Annotated in this window: 19 protein-coding genes; 4 read left to right on the top strand and 15 right to left on the bottom strand. The window is 41.0% G+C overall.

The window, feature by feature from the left end; translation table 11 throughout:
* Positions 1 to 54: 54 nt before the first annotated feature.
* The gene (locus VUI23_RS21155; protein WP_342805960.1) at positions 55 to 981 is read left to right on the top strand and encodes a bestrophin family ion channel; all 927 of its coding nucleotides are present in this window, start codon (positions 55 to 57) and stop codon (positions 979 to 981) included.
* Between the two features lie 126 nt (positions 982 to 1,107).
* On the opposite strand, the gene trxC is transcribed toward VUI23_RS21155, so the two are convergent.
* From trxC to VUI23_RS21180, 5 genes are all read right to left on the bottom strand, one after another.
* Entirely contained in the window at positions 1,108 to 1,554 is a 447-nt protein-coding gene (trxC, locus tag VUI23_RS21160; RefSeq protein WP_252728962.1) for a thioredoxin TrxC, read from the bottom strand.
* 176 nt (positions 1,555 to 1,730) lie between these two features.
* Positions 1,731 to 2,108 carry an MliC family protein gene (locus VUI23_RS21165; protein ID WP_342805962.1) on the bottom strand — a complete coding sequence of 126 codons (378 nt, stop codon included), beginning with the start codon at positions 2,106 to 2,108 and terminating at the stop codon, positions 1,731 to 1,733.
* Between the two features lie 176 nt (positions 2,109 to 2,284).
* Complete coding sequence (locus VUI23_RS21170) at positions 2,285 to 2,647, bottom strand: DUF4870 domain-containing protein (protein WP_216047696.1); 363 nt, start codon at positions 2,645 to 2,647, stop codon at positions 2,285 to 2,287.
* Positions 2,648 to 3,015: 368 nt separating this feature from the next.
* Positions 3,016 to 3,297, bottom strand: a complete 282-nt coding sequence (locus VUI23_RS21175) for a hypothetical protein (RefSeq protein WP_342805964.1) — start codon at positions 3,295 to 3,297, stop codon at positions 3,016 to 3,018.
* A 123-nt stretch (positions 3,298 to 3,420) separates the two neighbouring features.
* Positions 3,421 to 3,804 (bottom strand): hypothetical protein, encoded by a 384-nt coding sequence (locus tag VUI23_RS21180; protein WP_342805966.1) that lies wholly within the window; start codon positions 3,802 to 3,804, stop codon positions 3,421 to 3,423.
* A gap of 183 nt (positions 3,805 to 3,987) precedes the next feature.
* On the opposite strand from VUI23_RS21180, the gene VUI23_RS21185 reads away from it, so the two are divergent.
* Positions 3,988 to 4,176 carry a DUF6435 family protein gene (locus VUI23_RS21185; protein ID WP_216047693.1) on the top strand — a complete coding sequence of 63 codons (189 nt, stop codon included), beginning with the start codon at positions 3,988 to 3,990 and terminating at the stop codon, positions 4,174 to 4,176.
* Positions 4,177 to 4,315: 139 nt separating this feature from the next.
* On the opposite strand, the gene VUI23_RS21190 is transcribed toward VUI23_RS21185, so the two are convergent.
* The 8 genes from VUI23_RS21190 to VUI23_RS21225 all read right to left on the bottom strand — a co-directional run bounded on the left by VUI23_RS21190 (position 4,316) and on the right by VUI23_RS21225 (position 11,089).
* A complete protein-coding gene (locus VUI23_RS21190; protein ID WP_342805968.1) occupies positions 4,316 to 4,729 on the bottom strand; it encodes a group II truncated hemoglobin in 414 nt (137 codons plus the stop codon).
* A 145-nt stretch (positions 4,730 to 4,874) separates the two neighbouring features.
* On the bottom strand, positions 4,875 to 6,050 hold the full coding sequence (locus VUI23_RS21195) for an aminotransferase class I/II-fold pyridoxal phosphate-dependent enzyme (RefSeq protein WP_342805970.1): 1,176 nt from the start codon (positions 6,048 to 6,050) through the stop codon (positions 4,875 to 4,877).
* Between the two features lie 94 nt (positions 6,051 to 6,144).
* The gene (locus tag VUI23_RS21200) at positions 6,145 to 7,080 is read right to left on the bottom strand and encodes a carbon-nitrogen hydrolase family protein (protein ID WP_342805972.1); all 936 of its coding nucleotides are present in this window, start codon (positions 7,078 to 7,080) and stop codon (positions 6,145 to 6,147) included.
* 65 nt (positions 7,081 to 7,145) lie between these two features.
* On the bottom strand, positions 7,146 to 7,982 hold the full coding sequence (locus tag VUI23_RS21205) for an alpha/beta hydrolase-fold protein (protein ID WP_342805974.1): 837 nt from the start codon (positions 7,980 to 7,982) through the stop codon (positions 7,146 to 7,148).
* A 76-nt stretch (positions 7,983 to 8,058) separates the two neighbouring features.
* Positions 8,059 to 8,658: a pentapeptide repeat-containing protein gene (locus VUI23_RS21210; protein WP_342805976.1), complete on the bottom strand. Its 600-nt coding sequence runs from the start codon at positions 8,656 to 8,658 to the stop codon at positions 8,059 to 8,061.
* Positions 8,659 to 8,761: 103 nt separating this feature from the next.
* Positions 8,762 to 9,229, bottom strand: coding sequence for a VOC family protein (locus VUI23_RS21215; RefSeq protein WP_342805978.1), 468 nt, complete (start codon positions 9,227 to 9,229; stop codon positions 8,762 to 8,764).
* Positions 9,230 to 9,305: 76 nt separating this feature from the next.
* Positions 9,306 to 9,947 (bottom strand): NAD(P)H-binding protein, encoded by a 642-nt coding sequence (locus VUI23_RS21220; RefSeq protein WP_342805980.1) that lies wholly within the window; start codon positions 9,945 to 9,947, stop codon positions 9,306 to 9,308.
* Between the two features lie 200 nt (positions 9,948 to 10,147).
* Positions 10,148 to 11,089 (bottom strand): amidohydrolase family protein, encoded by a 942-nt coding sequence (locus tag VUI23_RS21225; protein ID WP_342805982.1) that lies wholly within the window; start codon positions 11,087 to 11,089, stop codon positions 10,148 to 10,150.
* 424 nt (positions 11,090 to 11,513) lie between these two features.
* On the opposite strand from VUI23_RS21225, the gene VUI23_RS21230 reads away from it, so the two are divergent.
* Positions 11,514 to 12,179, top strand: a complete 666-nt coding sequence (locus tag VUI23_RS21230) for a cupin domain-containing protein (protein ID WP_342805984.1) — start codon at positions 11,514 to 11,516, stop codon at positions 12,177 to 12,179.
* Positions 12,180 to 12,468: 289 nt separating this feature from the next.
* A complete protein-coding gene (locus tag VUI23_RS21235) occupies positions 12,469 to 13,452 on the top strand; it encodes a GGDEF domain-containing protein (RefSeq protein WP_342805986.1) in 984 nt (327 codons plus the stop codon).
* A gap of 269 nt (positions 13,453 to 13,721) precedes the next feature.
* Here the strand turns inward: VUI23_RS21235 and VUI23_RS21240 are convergent, their stop codons facing one another.
* Together VUI23_RS21240 and VUI23_RS21245 are read right to left on the bottom strand one after the other, a co-directional pair.
* Positions 13,722 to 14,390, bottom strand: coding sequence for a sulfotransferase family protein (locus VUI23_RS21240; RefSeq protein ID WP_342805988.1), 669 nt, complete (start codon positions 14,388 to 14,390; stop codon positions 13,722 to 13,724).
* Between the two features lie 378 nt (positions 14,391 to 14,768).
* Entirely contained in the window at positions 14,769 to 15,203 is a 435-nt protein-coding gene (locus VUI23_RS21245) for a hypothetical protein (protein WP_216047680.1), read from the bottom strand.
* Between the last annotated feature and the right edge of the window lie 51 nt (positions 15,204 to 15,254).

The following is a 15,254-nucleotide window of genomic DNA, read 5'->3' on the forward strand; positions in this document are numbered from 1 at the left end:
AATTTATTCGTTATGTCTTTATAATGTCGCACAATTATTCAGTTAGAGGCTTCTATGATTATACGCGATAATCCCCACTCACTGCGCTTGTTTTTTATAATAAGAGGATCTGTTTTACCGCTTATCTATCTAAGAATTATCTTTATTACGTTATTAGGGGCCGGTGTTGCAGGTGCCGAACATTTTTACCCTGAGGCATTTCCCGACTTCACCCTCGCACCTGTGGCATTATTTGGCGTAGCCTTGTCGTTATTTCTTGGTTTCCGCAATAACGCAAGCTATGACCGCTGGTGGGAAGGGCGTAAACAATGGGGCAAACTTATAGTGGCATCTCGAAGCCTTTCGCGAAAGATGGTCTCTTATGTTGACGGTACGCAAAAACAAGGTGCTGAAGTGCAAAGGTACGTAATAAACTTAATTATTGCGTTTAGCCACGCGCTGCGTCACCAATTACGTAGCACAGATCCCTGGCCTGACATTACTCCTTACATGGCACAAAATGACATCCAGTTTCTGCGGGATGCTCAGAGCTTAACCGATGGAATTTTACGTTTAATTGGTGCAAAACTAGGGGAGTGTCGACGCCAAAATTTAATATCAGACTTTTTAATGCTGAAAATGGACGAGCATATGACGGCAATGGCAGATGTGCAAGCCTCTTGCGAACGCATTCAAAATACTCCATTACCCTTTGCTTACATGCTACTTGTTCAGCGTACTGCTTATTTGTACTGTTTTATTTTACCCTTCGCCATCGTTGCCTCACAAGGCTTAGTAACGCCTCTATTTAGCGCAATAATTGCGTACACATTTTTTGGATTAGATGCATTAAGCGAAGAATTAGAGGAGCCGTTTGGGGTATCAGCCAATGACCTGCCATTACATGCGATGTCGAGAACAATTGAAATAAACCTGTTGGATATTCTAGGCGAAAAAACACTTCCTAATCCTATTCAAGCCCATAACCATCGATTGGAATAGACCATCAGCCATAACAAAGCTGCAAAGTTAGGTTATTAAGGTAAACATTGCAGCTGAGAATTGGTTTGGCGTAGCCTCTGGCAATCGCCTATGGAAAATGAACAATGGAAATTAACGTTTCCATTGTTACACTGCGGGTAAGTTTTGCGCTAACCACTGTTTAAATTGAGGTTTTGGTAACGCCCCTGACAAACGCGCAACCTCCTTGCCATGATGGAATATCATTAACGTTGGAATAGAACGAATTTGATAACCACCAGCCGTGTGCTGATTATGCTCTGTATCTAATTTTAGAAAACAGGCTTGAGTAGACATTTCACTCGCCACTTGTTCAAAAGTGGGTGCAAATTGTTTGCATGGGCCACACCATGATGCCCAGAAATCAACCACTACGGGTAAACCGTTATCGGTAATAAAACGGTTAAAATTCTGGTCGGTAGCGATAACAGGATGGTTAGAAAGCACCGGTTTTTTGCACTTCCCACATAGAGGTTTATCATCAAGCTTGGCTTTGGGAAGGCGGTTTTTCGCATTACAATGTGAACACACAATTTGAATAACTGAATCTGTCATCTTAAACCTCAATGAAAACCTACATTATTACCTTCAAACATTGAAAGTGCAGGGTTTAAGTTAATATGGGTTTCGTGCGGTTTTAAATCAAGTAGAGTAAGATTAACTATTTGCTGTATAAAGAAAAATCATTCAATTTAGGTTAATGATTGCTGCGCTAAGGCCTAAAAAACAGTCTACTGTTTGACGCACTCAATGGGCATCATCCTGCCAATTTCAACAGTCAGATTATCGCCTTTCCCACGAATAGTATTAGGACCATTGCTGTAAACGAATCCCGAACCACTTTTTTGCTGAAACAACTTAATTTCATCTGAATTTCGCAACAACACTGCCACTTCTTGCTCAGTGTAAAAACGCACCCGTAAGTTCTCACCGTTGACGCAATTGAAGGCCACGTCATAGTCAGGCGTTGATATATTCTGATTCGTCGTTGTAGTACATCCAGCTAATACACTCAGCAGCAGCGTGATAAAACCGACAATGACGCCCCTAAGAGTAACTCCATGTCTTTGGGTAAAAGCACGATTGGCTATCGGATTAATATTTACCATGGAATACAACCTCCTTGCGGTTTGCGATAAATTCTCAGCTTTAACTTTTGAGTAGGGATAATATTTTAGTTAGGTTATGAGCGCTAAAAACTCAAAGACATCAGCTGTAATGACGATATAGCCACAGACAGAATAGAGAAGCTCTCTAAGTCTTTTCTGTGGCCTGCGCGATCCGCTTATTTAATAAATTTGATACTAAGAGGGTACACCCAAACCTCTCCATTATTGGCTTTGATTGCAGCAATAATGGCAAAAACCAAGTTAAGTACGGCCAACACAATAAGCCCTAAAACACCGATAAATACAAACACTAAAATAGCGCACACTATCGAATAAATAAAAACACTAATCAGCCAATTAACGGTTATCTTTCCATGTACGTCAATAAGTTCATTTTTATCTTTATTGGTAGCCCACATGACGATGGGTAAGATAAAACCCAAGCCTGGTATGATAATACTAGTTAACTGACTTAAATGAATTAACATACAGTAAGTGTTTAACGGCATTCCCCAATATTCTTCTTTATTATCATTCATATCACTCTCCTTGTATTGAGTATTTCGGGGGGCGGCAGAGCCCCATTGGATTAATTGTTAAAGTCTTTTGGTTAACTGTTTTACTATTGTCAGATATGTCATTATACAAAGCACAAATTATGTTTTAACGATAATGATATGCAGGTCGAATGGCAAAAATAGCGATGTATATAACTGACCATAAGATACCAAATTCTATAGAATATTCTACGTTTCTGCGTTTTAAATATTAGCTAGCCACAAACTCAACGAAGTACTAAAGCGGGGTAGAGGGATAGCGCAAAAGCTCTGTACAATCACCTTGTCTGTTTATAGCCACTTTTAACTATTTAGTTACTGACACTGCACTCTTACATTTAATATTAAATTCAAAGAATGGAAACCGTTTCAATTTCCATAACAGAGTTGGCATTAGCGCGTTCGATGATTTTGACTAATGCAGATTGAATAACCTCATCAACCCTCGCATCGGTTTTGCTTGAAAAGCGCTCTTCTTGCACCTCTGCACCCTCTTCTAATAAAAATTGAACGGCAACTTCGGTAGCTTTATCGGTACTTTGACCAAAATATTCCAAGTTAATTGTTGGATAACCTTTAAACCCCTTTTTTACCTGTTTCGCAATGCGCTTTTTCGCTTTATCTACATTCATGCTAAATCCTTTATAACGCTGCAACTCATCGAAAATACAGCAGCAAAGTAAGCCACTAAATATAGTGGCACTGTAATTACAAATATCCTGAGAGACTTGAGTGAGAACCCTTGAAATAATGGCTTAACGACATTGATTGATAACAGCTAACCCTAAATCAATATGCGCGACTAAATAACCGTACTGTTTTTTAGAAAGCGCTGCTTTTTTATATTCTTGTTTGGCGAATGCATGAGTCCAGATTTCTCCACATGGTGGATCTGGAATGCTAGTATCTATCTCAAGAAGATGTGTTTCGCTTATGCTATGCCCGTTTTTAACAATATTCTTTGCACACAGACTAAGTGCGTACTCCACCGCATATTTATCAACACTTGGTAAACCGACAAATTCAACCTCACAAGCGAGTTTTTGATTGCCTTTAGCGTCCACATAAGAAAGCTGCCCCGTTGTGCATGCTGCTAGCAATGTGACGCTGAAAACGACCAACAATTTTTTTAAATTCAAACTATTACCCTGTGCAATTACGGCCCGTTTAACTATTGTAGCGGCATCATCATCCATTGAATGTAAATTCCGGCTATTTTGTTTTTCATCAATTTATCGGAACTTAGCCATTTTTCACACTCTAATTTATGAACTATTTGCATATTCTCGCGTAAAAAAGCCAATACAAAAAGGAACTGGTTTATGTTTTCAATATTTAAGAGCGACCCAACCAAGAAACTCAGAAAGGAACATGCTTTAAAATTAGAGCAGGCCATGCATGCCCAGCGAAAAGGTGATATTCGAAGTTACTCTCAACTGACCTACGAAGCTGAGGAGATTTATAGCAAAATTCTAACCATTGAAGCATCACAGGAAAGCCTGCGGAAATAGGGTAACTCCCCCGAATAGCGCTTTAACTTTGCTTTACACATCGCATGTTTAGCTGCTGATATAGCTATCGCGAGCATAGATATCATAGCTAAGAAGTCAAAGTGATAGATTTACCCTCAGCTTTTTTTTCAAGGGATGGTTACCCCCCAGAAACCACTCTAATTCGTTCAGCTGGGACCCTTAGTTGCTCCATCAAATACACTTTAAACGAGGCTTCATAAGGTTGTTTATCTACGGCTTTTTGCATACATAAAAGCCAAGCATCTCTTTCCTCAACGCCAACCGACAAGTGTCTGTGTGCAAAAGGAATGTTAATAGCCCCATAATGCTCGGCATACAATTTAGGACCACCAAGCCAACCGGATAAAAAATAAGTCAACTTTTTACGAGACTCCGTTAAATCATTTGAGTGCATATTTCTAATCTTTTGGGCTTCACCGAGCACAGTCATATTCTCGTAGAACGCATCGACCAGTTTAGTTATGCCAGGTAATTCACCCGCCATAAGGTAAGAATTGTTTCCTACCCCGTACTCACGATTTTTTAAACTCATAAAAGACCTTTATTTACCCATGTTACGAACTAAAACAGCAGCTTCAGAGCCTGTTAAACGAAAAAATCAACAGAACGAGAAACTCAACAATTAAAAACTTTTCACTTGAACTGCAATTCATAATTGCCCGTTGAGACCCTTAGTTTCAAACCATCAGTTTTTTCATAAAGCCTGCGAGCCTTTGCAAGCCTTCCTCTAACTCTGATTCAGCAGAAGCAAATGATAGGCGCACAAAATGATCCCCTTGATACTCACCAAAATCATTGCCTGGCGTTAACGCCACGTGCGCCTCTTGCAATACACGTTCACAAAAATCCATCGCGGTGAACCCGGTGCGGCTGACATCAATATAAACATAAAAAGCACCGTCAGGCTGAACGGGCACCTGCAAATTACATTTTTTCAACCCCGCCAGCACCAATTCTTTGCGGGATTTAAGCGTTTCTCGACGTGACTCACAGACCGCAATAGACGCGGGAGTAAAACAGGCTAGCGCTGCTTTTTGCGCTAAAGTCGATGGACAAATATAATAGTTTTGCGCCATCCGCTCCATTACCGGAACAGCACGCTCAGGCACGACGCACCAGCCTAATCGCCAACCAGTCATACCGAAGTACTTCGAAAAACTGTTGATGACTAACGCCTCATCATCAAATGACAGAGCCGTGATCGGTGGTGTATTGCCGTCCCCATGATGCAAATTTAGATAGATTTCATCAATAATGCGCCACGCTCCACGGCTTTTCGCAAATTCACACATTGCCGCCAGTTCATCAGGCGCGACAGCCGTACCTGTAGGATTAGACGGCGTAGCGAGCATTAAACCACGAGTGCCCGCTTGCCAATGCTTTTCAAGTAACGCCATGTTCAATTGAAAACGCGACTGTGCTTGAGTTGGCACCAGTTGCACACTGCCACCAAAGCTTTTAATAAATTGACGATTACAGGGGTAGCAGGGGTCACCCATAATGACGTTATCACCTGGATCAACAAATGCCGCAGATAACAGTAACAAGGCCGCAGAAGCTCCTGCAGTAACCACAACACGATTAGGATTTAAATCAACATTGTGGGCGGTCTTATAAAAACCCGCTATGGCCTCTCGCAACTCCGGTAGTCCTAGAGCCGAGGTGTAAGGCAGTGGAGCAGTGGTTGCTAACGTTTGCATGGAGCGTAATACATCAGGTGGCGCACCAAAATCTGGCTCCCCAATGTTTAACTTAACGATATGATGGCCTTGGGCTTCTAACTCGGCAGCTTTAGCGCCAAAAGCCATAGCGAAGAAAGGGGAAATGGCTTGCGCACGTTGTGAATATTGCAATTGATAAAACTCGACTTATTGATGAAAATAATTTGCCAATTGAAGCAAAGATGAAGGTCTATTATTTTGCCATTTTTAGCCAAGCAAAACATCACTAATTGTTATTTTCAGTCTTCACAATTGTTACCGCTGGGCGAGCTTGCTCGTTAACGGTTAGTTGAAAGATATCGGGACGGGAATAGTGCCCAGCGGGATCTAAATCATATCGAGCTTTAACAATCTGGTCTAAATCAATCTCAGCACATATTAATCCCTCTTCATTGTATAAAGGGCCCGCTAGTATCTCACCCATAGGTGAAATAATCACGCTACCGCCTCTAATTAGAGGTTTATCCTTTGGCCAAGATGGATCTAGGCTGTTTTCTGCAGTCGGTGAGGATTGATATTGACAAGCACTGACTAAAAAGCAGCGTCCTTCATAAGCGATGTGTTGCATACTTGCCTGCCATATATCGCGATCGTCAACCGTTGGTGCACACCAAATTTCAATACCTTTGGCATACATTGCTGAGCGTAACAACGGCATGTAATTCTCCCAGCATATGGCCGCACCAATACGCCCTGCAGATACCTCTAACACGGGTAATGTCGAACCATCACCTTGCCCCCAGATTAACCGTTCACTGGCGGTGGGCATCAATTTACGATGCTTACTAATTTCACCTTTTTCGGTAATGAATAACGCCGTGCAATAAAGAGTTGAACCACCGCGCTCGATAATCCCTATCACGATTGACGTATTACAACTTTTTGCCAGTTCAACCAACTCTTGCACTTCCGGACCATCAATATCAATTGCTTGCTGCCAGTAATGTAAAAAGTCTTCACGCCCTTGCTCAGTTCTATATCCCACTTTAGTGCCAAAGTCAGCTCCCTTGGGGTAGCCCCCCCAAAGTGCTTCAGGCATCACTAACAAATCACATTTGGATTCTAAAATACGCTCTTTATAACCTAAGATCAGCTGTAACGTTTGCGCCGTTCCTTGGGAGGAAGAGCCAATCTGTAAAGCTGCAATAATTTTCTTTTTCATCGGCAATTCTCAACGTAATTTAAGCCAAAACTTGGATTTCTGACCGGCTGATTAAACAACTATGCTTACTCTTTTTTGCTTCTAAATATCTTATCAAATGCGTCATAAACTGCTAAATGCAAAGTGTCGCCATGACTTAGTTGCTCAAAATAATTAAAAAAAACGGCATCGTGCGAAGGTTTATTTGCTTTAACTTTTTCAAATAGCGCTTTTGCTACTCGCTCCATTATTTCACCCTCTTTCCCTACGCCTATATAAATGGATTTAGGCGAACTTGAGGTTAATGCTGTGAATTTTAATAGTGACTCATCATCCCACCATAAACTCGGGCTGATAATAATATAGTTATCAAATAGATTAGGCTTTTTGAACAAAATTTCAGTGGCCAGCAATCCTCCTAATGATTGACCAATAATGGTTTTACTGGCATTTGCTCGATAATTTTTCGCAATCAATGGTTGGATTTCTGTACCGATAAACTGAATAAATTGTTCAGAGCCTCCACTTGTTGGAAAATCTTTTTGATCTAAAAGGTTATTAGAGGGGTAGGTAAAATCGCGCTTTCTATCAACATTTTCAATACCTACAACAATGCTCTCGGGGAGCTGATTTATCCAAGAAAATGAGCCAAATTGGACTAAACCGGCTAAATGAATAAAATCTTCAGAGGCAGATCCATCAAGCAGATAAACCACCGGATAATGTTTATCAATAGCCGCGTCATAGCTGCTAGGAAGATAAATGTTAAGGATTCGATTTTCATCTAAAACAAGGGAATGAAACTCGATAGTGTCACCAATCGTAAACTTACTTTTAGCCATTATTTCAAGTTTAGTCTCGGCAAGTAGATTATGGCTACCAACCAAACATAAAACCAAAATGAAAAAATTCGTAATCTTCATAGCGCTCCTAATTTACGCCTAACTAAAGTGCAAATGTACAACAAAATCTAATGTAATCTATTTTGAAAACGTTTATTCAATCAACCAATTGGATATCCAGGCTTTCCAACAGCCTTACCGCCTCAAAGCGACTAAATTTGGCGTTTTTCAGTTTGTTGCGGTGAATATCAACGTTGTAGTCAGTGGCTTCTGAAAAATCTACACCCGACAAGTTTGTATTATCAAAAAAGCTGCCTTGCAGTTCGGTATAGGTAAAGTTTGAATGACTAAGATCACCTTCTCGAAAGTCGACGTTAAGCGCCTTGCACTCCTGCAGCACTAAATCTTGTAAACAGAGTCCGTAAAACGAACTATCGTTAAGAATCGATTTGTAGAACTTAATTGGCGAGTTATATATTAACTCTGACCAAGCCGCTTTAGTCCAATCAATACCGATTAATTTTGAATCTCGAAAACAAACATCTGAAAATTGACTGTATTCAATTTTGCTATTACTTAAATTACAATCAGTAAACTCACAATCTGTAAAAACGCACCTAACAAAAGCCGTGTTGCTGAAGTTACAACGGTCAAAGGTACAGCCTTCAAACTCTTTCGAGCATATTTCTTCATCTGATAAATCTAAATCTTTAAATTTATCAGACCAATATTCATTTTTTTCTGCAAAATTTAACAAGGGATCTGTAGCTCCTGAACATACTGCGCATCAAACAAAACTTTTAACTGACACACCTCAATACTAAATGAAGTGACATGTAGGTAAATGTTAAATCCAATTTTTAGTCTAATGCCGGCACATGCTGATCTATAAGAATTTGATTTCCATCCGGATCTTCTAGCATAAAATAGGCTGGCCCAGATGTTGATTCGTCAGCTTCACTAAGCAATTTAATGCCCTTTGCTTTGATAATTTTTTGTAACTCACGAACATCTTTGTATTCTGGTAATTGCTTTCCATCATTATCCCAACCGGGATTAAAAGTTAGAATATTCTGTTCGAACATGTCCTGAAATAAACCGATGATTGTGCTTTCATTCTGAAGGACCAGCCAGTTTTGCGCTTGATCCCCACCACGCACTGTGAACCCTAGTTTTTCGTAAAACGCTCGGGATACCGCTATATCTTTAACAGCAAGACTGACAGAAAAGTTCCCCAATTGCATGGCAGGTTCAACCTTTGCTTCGGTTTTTTGGGGAGTCGCGACACAACCACTTAAAAACACGATCAGTAATAAAATAACTTTCATTATGCTCTCCAGATTTATGACGGATTACTCTTTCTTTAGAGTGTGACTTTTTTGCGCGTTAGTTGTGTGTAAATAATCAACTAAAAAGCGCATCAAGTCGATATATCTGTACAGCATTTCCTGAAGACAGACTAATTGAAAGCATTTTTTTAGCCACCTCATCACCAGAAATGGGACGATACCGTTTAAAGAATGGCAGCATGCATAAAGGGGGAAGAATCCAACTTGCCAAGGTTTCACCTAAACGAAAACTTTCTCGCTCGCCAATGAGCAGTGACGGTTGCACTATACTTACTCGTTTGAAAGGTAATAAACAAACAGCGTCTTCTAATTCACCTTTCATCTTTAGATAAGGACTGATGCTTTTCCCGTTAGCACCGCTAGATGAAACAAGAATATAGTGACTGACACCATTTTCAGCGGATATTTTTGCGGCTTGATACTGATATTCAAAATCAACTTTCCGTTGTTTCTGAACAGAACCGGCTTGCTGCGCGGTTGTGCCAAGGCATGAAAACAGAACATCACCGGTAAAAACATCAGCGTATTTTTCTAGCTCGTCAAAGTTGACGACTTGATTAACAATTTTGTTAGATTGATATTCAATGGGACGCCGCGTAACAGCAACAACCCGTTCAACGCGCTCATCTGCCGCTAATCGGTCAACCAAATTTTTGCCGACTAATCCTGTCGCCCCTATCACAATTGCAGTCTTCATTGCTTAACTTCCACTTTCTAGAATGCGCATATTTCAGCTCAAATACTGATTACCAAGTTTACACCCTAACTCTATCCTAAGTTGCATACTTAACGAGTGCAGCCTTTACCAAAGTAATAGGAATGACAGATTTTATCGTTGATTTGAACCTTTGTTAGATAGTTCAGCAGCATCTCAGCGTAAGCGGTTTGATCCAAGCCTTAGTGCTTTTTGTCGATAGACAAGAATCTAGCAGCGTTGTCGTGAAGAATCGCGCGTTTCTGCTTTTCAGACAAAAAAGGAGCGGACTCAATCACCTCAATACTCCCCGTAATCGCGCCCCAATAATCAGAACCAAAAACGATCCTGTCTTCATGGCCTGCTTGAACAAAGGTTTTGATGGCGCTATGAATTAGAGGAGTGGGAACCAAGGTCATTGGTGATGTCTCTACCATCACATTTGGGTACTTATCTAACAACGCCAAGGCTTGCTGAACAAAATCAGGGCGAAATACGTGATACAGAACTAAACGAAGTTGAGGGTGCCGAGCAAGAATTGGCTCGTAAAGTGCTGGAAACGCTAAGCTTTCATCAAAGTCCGCGCAACATCCGGCAACACGGCCTTCCGGAGGTGGTCCTGCATCGGCGTGCACCAGTACCATCAGATTATATTTAGCCGCAAGAGCATAATATGGCCACATCCGAATATCATTCGGGGCAATGCCTGCATACACGTTATACAGCTCTCCAATTGCGCCGATTCTGCCCGCCTCAGCCTCTTGACGCAGCCAATCTAGATCCGGCCAATCGCCACCATTTTCAAAACAAGGGGATAGATTTGGATCTACCCCATCTGAACAAGGAAATGCCACACTGCCTATCAAACGAGTAGGGTCAGCACTACGAATTCGCTCAACGTCAGCAGGAGAACCGCCGATAACGGCTCGAACGATGGAATGAACATTCAAGGTATCGAGCAGGTAGCGCGTTTGAGCCGCATCGGCTGTCTCGTTCGTTGCAAGTGAATACCATCGGGATGCAGTACTGCTGGGAGCAGCGTGAAGATGAACGTCAATAACTGGCGATGCAGTGGTTTGTGCAACCGTACAGCTCCAAAGCAGTAAGGCACTTAAAAGTGAGAGAATGACTCTTAAATCAAACAAGTGGCTAGCGCCCTCCAAATTAAAGCCTTAACGACCAAGCTAGCGATTATCAATAACAGCATTAAATCCAATCAGTACCGCGAAAAGTGAATTGTGATTCGTTGTAGTAGCATAACCCTAGATTTTAAGATTATAGTCGAAATTATTTCATCGAACATGAAAACCACGAAATATCTGGCGATTGACGGGGTTACAGAGATGGCTGTTATTAATGTTATATGTTGATTTCATTGACGCCAAAATCCACAGCGACAGCGCAATTCCATTAAAGCAAATCACACAGATTCAACAAGAGCTTGTATAATCTCGCCTTTAGCTGAGCTGTTTCAACTATTAGCCTGAGTTAGATACTTGCTATTGAGGGTGTAGATAGCAACCTAAACATCGACAGAAAATAAACTGAGAGCCAAAGTAGGAAGTCAATATGACGACTCGTATTAACGCAGATTTTGAACAACGTATTGTGATTCGTCCGCAAGATTATCAATGGGTTGAATCGCCGATGCGAGGTGTCGAGCGTATGATGTTAGACCGGATTGGCGATGAGGTGGCTAGGGCCACCTCTATTGTAAGGTATTCTCCATTTAGTGAGTTTTCAGCACACACTCACTCTGGTGGAGAAGAGTTTTTTGTGCTCGACGGCGTTTTTGCAGATGAACATCAAGATTATCCCCAAGGCTCATATGTGCGTAACCCGATAGGAACCTCACATACACCTAAAATTGGAAAAGAAGGCGCAGTTATCTTTGTCAAACTGCATCAATTTGAGCAAACCGATGACTCACAAAAGGTGATTCATACTCCTTCCCAACCATGGCATCAAGGGCTTGTCGATGGACTGACTGTCATGCCTTTACATCAATTTGGAACTGAACAAGTTGCTTTAGTTAAGTGGGCACCGAATACCCAATTTAACAGTCATCAACATTGGGGAGGTGAAGAAATTTTCGTTTTAGACGGCACCTTCCATGACGAACATGGCAGCTATCCTAAAGGCTCTTGGATACGAAGCCCTCACTTAAGCCGCCATACTCCATTTACTAAACAAGACGGTGCATTAATTTATGTGAAAACGGGACATTTGGGATGAAGCTTTGTTAATTGTAAAAATGCGACGAAAAATTAGTTGGATAGATCAATTAGCGAGGGTAAATATCTTAATGCCGAGGGTGTCGGGCGCTCTTTTCAGTCCGATTAAATTGCTCGAGATATAATAACTGATACTTTCCCAGCAAGAATTTTAACCCTTACCCCACTCACGATTTCTTTTAAAATCAAACTAGGTTGATTATATCCAAAATAACAAATATTAAAATTTTCATGCTTGTAAACCCTGCAAACTGATAGGCATAATCTGTGGTTTTACTGCGAGTAAGCTTATGATTAATCAGCTACAGCAAAAATATCAACTGTCATTATTGTTGTTACTGGCTACTGTAGCAATATTGGGGGTTTTTCCATTTGCGGTGATTCGTTATTTTGAAGGCAATGTTACCGCTGCAGTCATAGATATGGCTCTGGTACTGGGTATGATCGCCTTTGTTGCCTATGCGTTTTACTCTAAAAAAATCCGCATGGTAAGCGCGGTGTTAGCCGTATTTATTAATGCCGGTGTTGTAGCCATTGTGAGAGCAAATGGGATTGATAGCTTTTTATGGGTTTACCCTGTGTTCGCAAGTACGTTTATGCTGCTAAAACCTGTTGAAGCCTTTGGTGTTAATATAGTTGCAGGCGCGTCTATCGTGGCTCTATCTGACATTTTAGCCACTGTTTCACTCGACTCTTATATTGTCACCATTTTGATGCTGTCACTAAGTACCTTTGTGTATGCCAGTCATAGTGCAAAACAATTTCGTTTACTCGAAACCCTGAATACGGTTGATGCGCTAACCGGTGCATTTAATCGTAGAGCCATGAGCGCAGATATAAAAGCAGCCATTTCAAATTCAGAGCGCACTGGTGCCAAGCCATTATTGGTGATCCTAGATTTAGATTACTTCAAGACGGTGAACGATAAATACGGTCATGCAGTTGGCGACGAAGTTTTAAAAAGTTTTGTTGCTATTACCAGAACCCACATTCGTCAATATGATCGGCTTTATCGGTTCGGCGGAGAAGAGTTTGTGTTACTAATTTCACAAATAAATGATCAACATCATACCTTTATTAACAACCTCAGACAGGCAATTAAGAATGCGTTAAAAACCCCAGATGGCAAAGAAATAACAGTGTCCTTTGGTGTCGCGTCTTGGCTACCTGATTCCACGGAAGACACTTGGTTGCAGCGCGCAGATGAAGCCCTTTATATAGCTAAAAGTGAAGGTCGTGATCGCGCAGTGTTCAGCGACGAATGCAGTGGATAACGGCGAATTCACAATAGATAAGCAGTAAAGCAACTTGATGTATGTTTGCACTAAACAATCGCCAAAACAGTTAACTTTTTACTAAAGTGATGAAACCAGTTGGGTTACTGGTGCAATTTGGGATGTTGATGGCGGAGTGATAGCAGGGCAAAACTAAGATAATCAGGTAACCATTCAAACATTGGTTACCTGTATTTACTAAAAGTAACATAACAGCCTATTACTGTTTTTAGCAGATTAAGTAGGTGGAATTGTTTGTCACTTCAAGATCAATCTTTATGCACTGCATGGCCGGCCGCAACCATTGCCTCTTCATCCCCAGTGCTGGCAAGCAAATTTTCTAATACCTGTTTAGTCTCATCTCGACTGTTTATACGAGGAAACTTAGTGTCTGGCACTGGAATATCAAGGAAATTACAAAGTGGTTCCCAGCCTTCACTTACCTTGTATACAAGCAACCGTTCTGGAGCAATATAGTCAATAATTTCAGCTGTGCGATTATTGAAAAAATCGATCATGTATTTTCTATCATCCATGCGGTTTTCCATGATATCCCAAACCGTTTTTTGTACCATTTCCCCAAACGGACTATTTTTAATGAAACCGGCAAAGGCACTCGAATGAATAGTCTCACTGGTAGATTCAAACCATTTGTCTGCGTCACGAACGGTCAAGATAACTTTCCCTTGAGGGTAATAGTCAGCAAGTTCTTTCCAATAATTACATCCCGGATTATCAACGGTTGCAGTATATCCATTGAAAATTTTGTCCCAGTCGGCATTTCCTTCAGCCGCATTGATCCAATCTGTTGCAGTTTTAGGATTCTTTAGTACTTCAGTCATATGGTAGCACTGCCCAAGACCCAAGGTTTCAAGTGCCACTTTTAACGACGCAGTACCAGTTCTGCCCATACCAGCACCAATTATTTTTATTGTCATATTTCAACTTTCCTTATTCACGTATTTACATCCGTATTTGCTTCACAATCCAGTAGGCTAAAACTAGCGCCCAATGCAGCAAAGCTAAGGGCTGATGTTCGCAGCACTTATTTGACAATCGGCCACTTGACCTCATTATCGCGATTTTTCAGCTATAACTGGCAGCACAATAGCACTGTACAAAAATCAACCGATAGACTAAGCCAAACTGGCAGAAAAGTGCAACTATTGTTAAATATCTGTTTGAACAGCTGTTGATGAACTCATCTGATATGAATGTATATAAGCGAAGTAAATTTGAAAAAGCGGCACGCTAATAACAAAGCGAAAAAGTATTCGTTAATTCACTGAATTGCAGAATCGGCACAAAACTGCGCACTACCGCCACAATCGCTTTGTACCCAGCAAATAATAAACACCATAGACACAGCAAACGCTTGAACTAACTAACCAAAAAGCGATTGAGTTTTGATGAACCACTGGATCTGATGTCACAAAAGGCAGTAGCAAACCAGCAATACCACGAATCAAATATACAGCAGTGATTAACACTAAGGATGTTTTTAAAAGCGGTAATTTAAAGACTAAACCAGCGCCAGAGAAAGCGTAAAGCCCCCAAACGAAAAGAATGGAAGCAATAACTAAGGTAGCAATTGTGGGATAGGTGTCTCCCGCAGCTGCCATTTGGGCCATTCTTTCACCTGCACCAAAAAAACGATACCAATCAGGCCCGCCAAAGATACAAGCAAGATGCAACAGCGCTGCGAAAAAGCTTAAGCAGCCTGCAATAATGAGTAAGTTATTTCTTTGCATTTGAAATCCTTTTTGCATATGACCCGTCGCTAAACAGTTTAGTTATGGATA

Source organism: Alteromonas sp. M12 (genome assembly GCF_037478005.1).
Taxonomy (GTDB): Bacteria; Pseudomonadota; Gammaproteobacteria; order Enterobacterales; family Alteromonadaceae; genus Aliiglaciecola; species Aliiglaciecola lipolytica_A.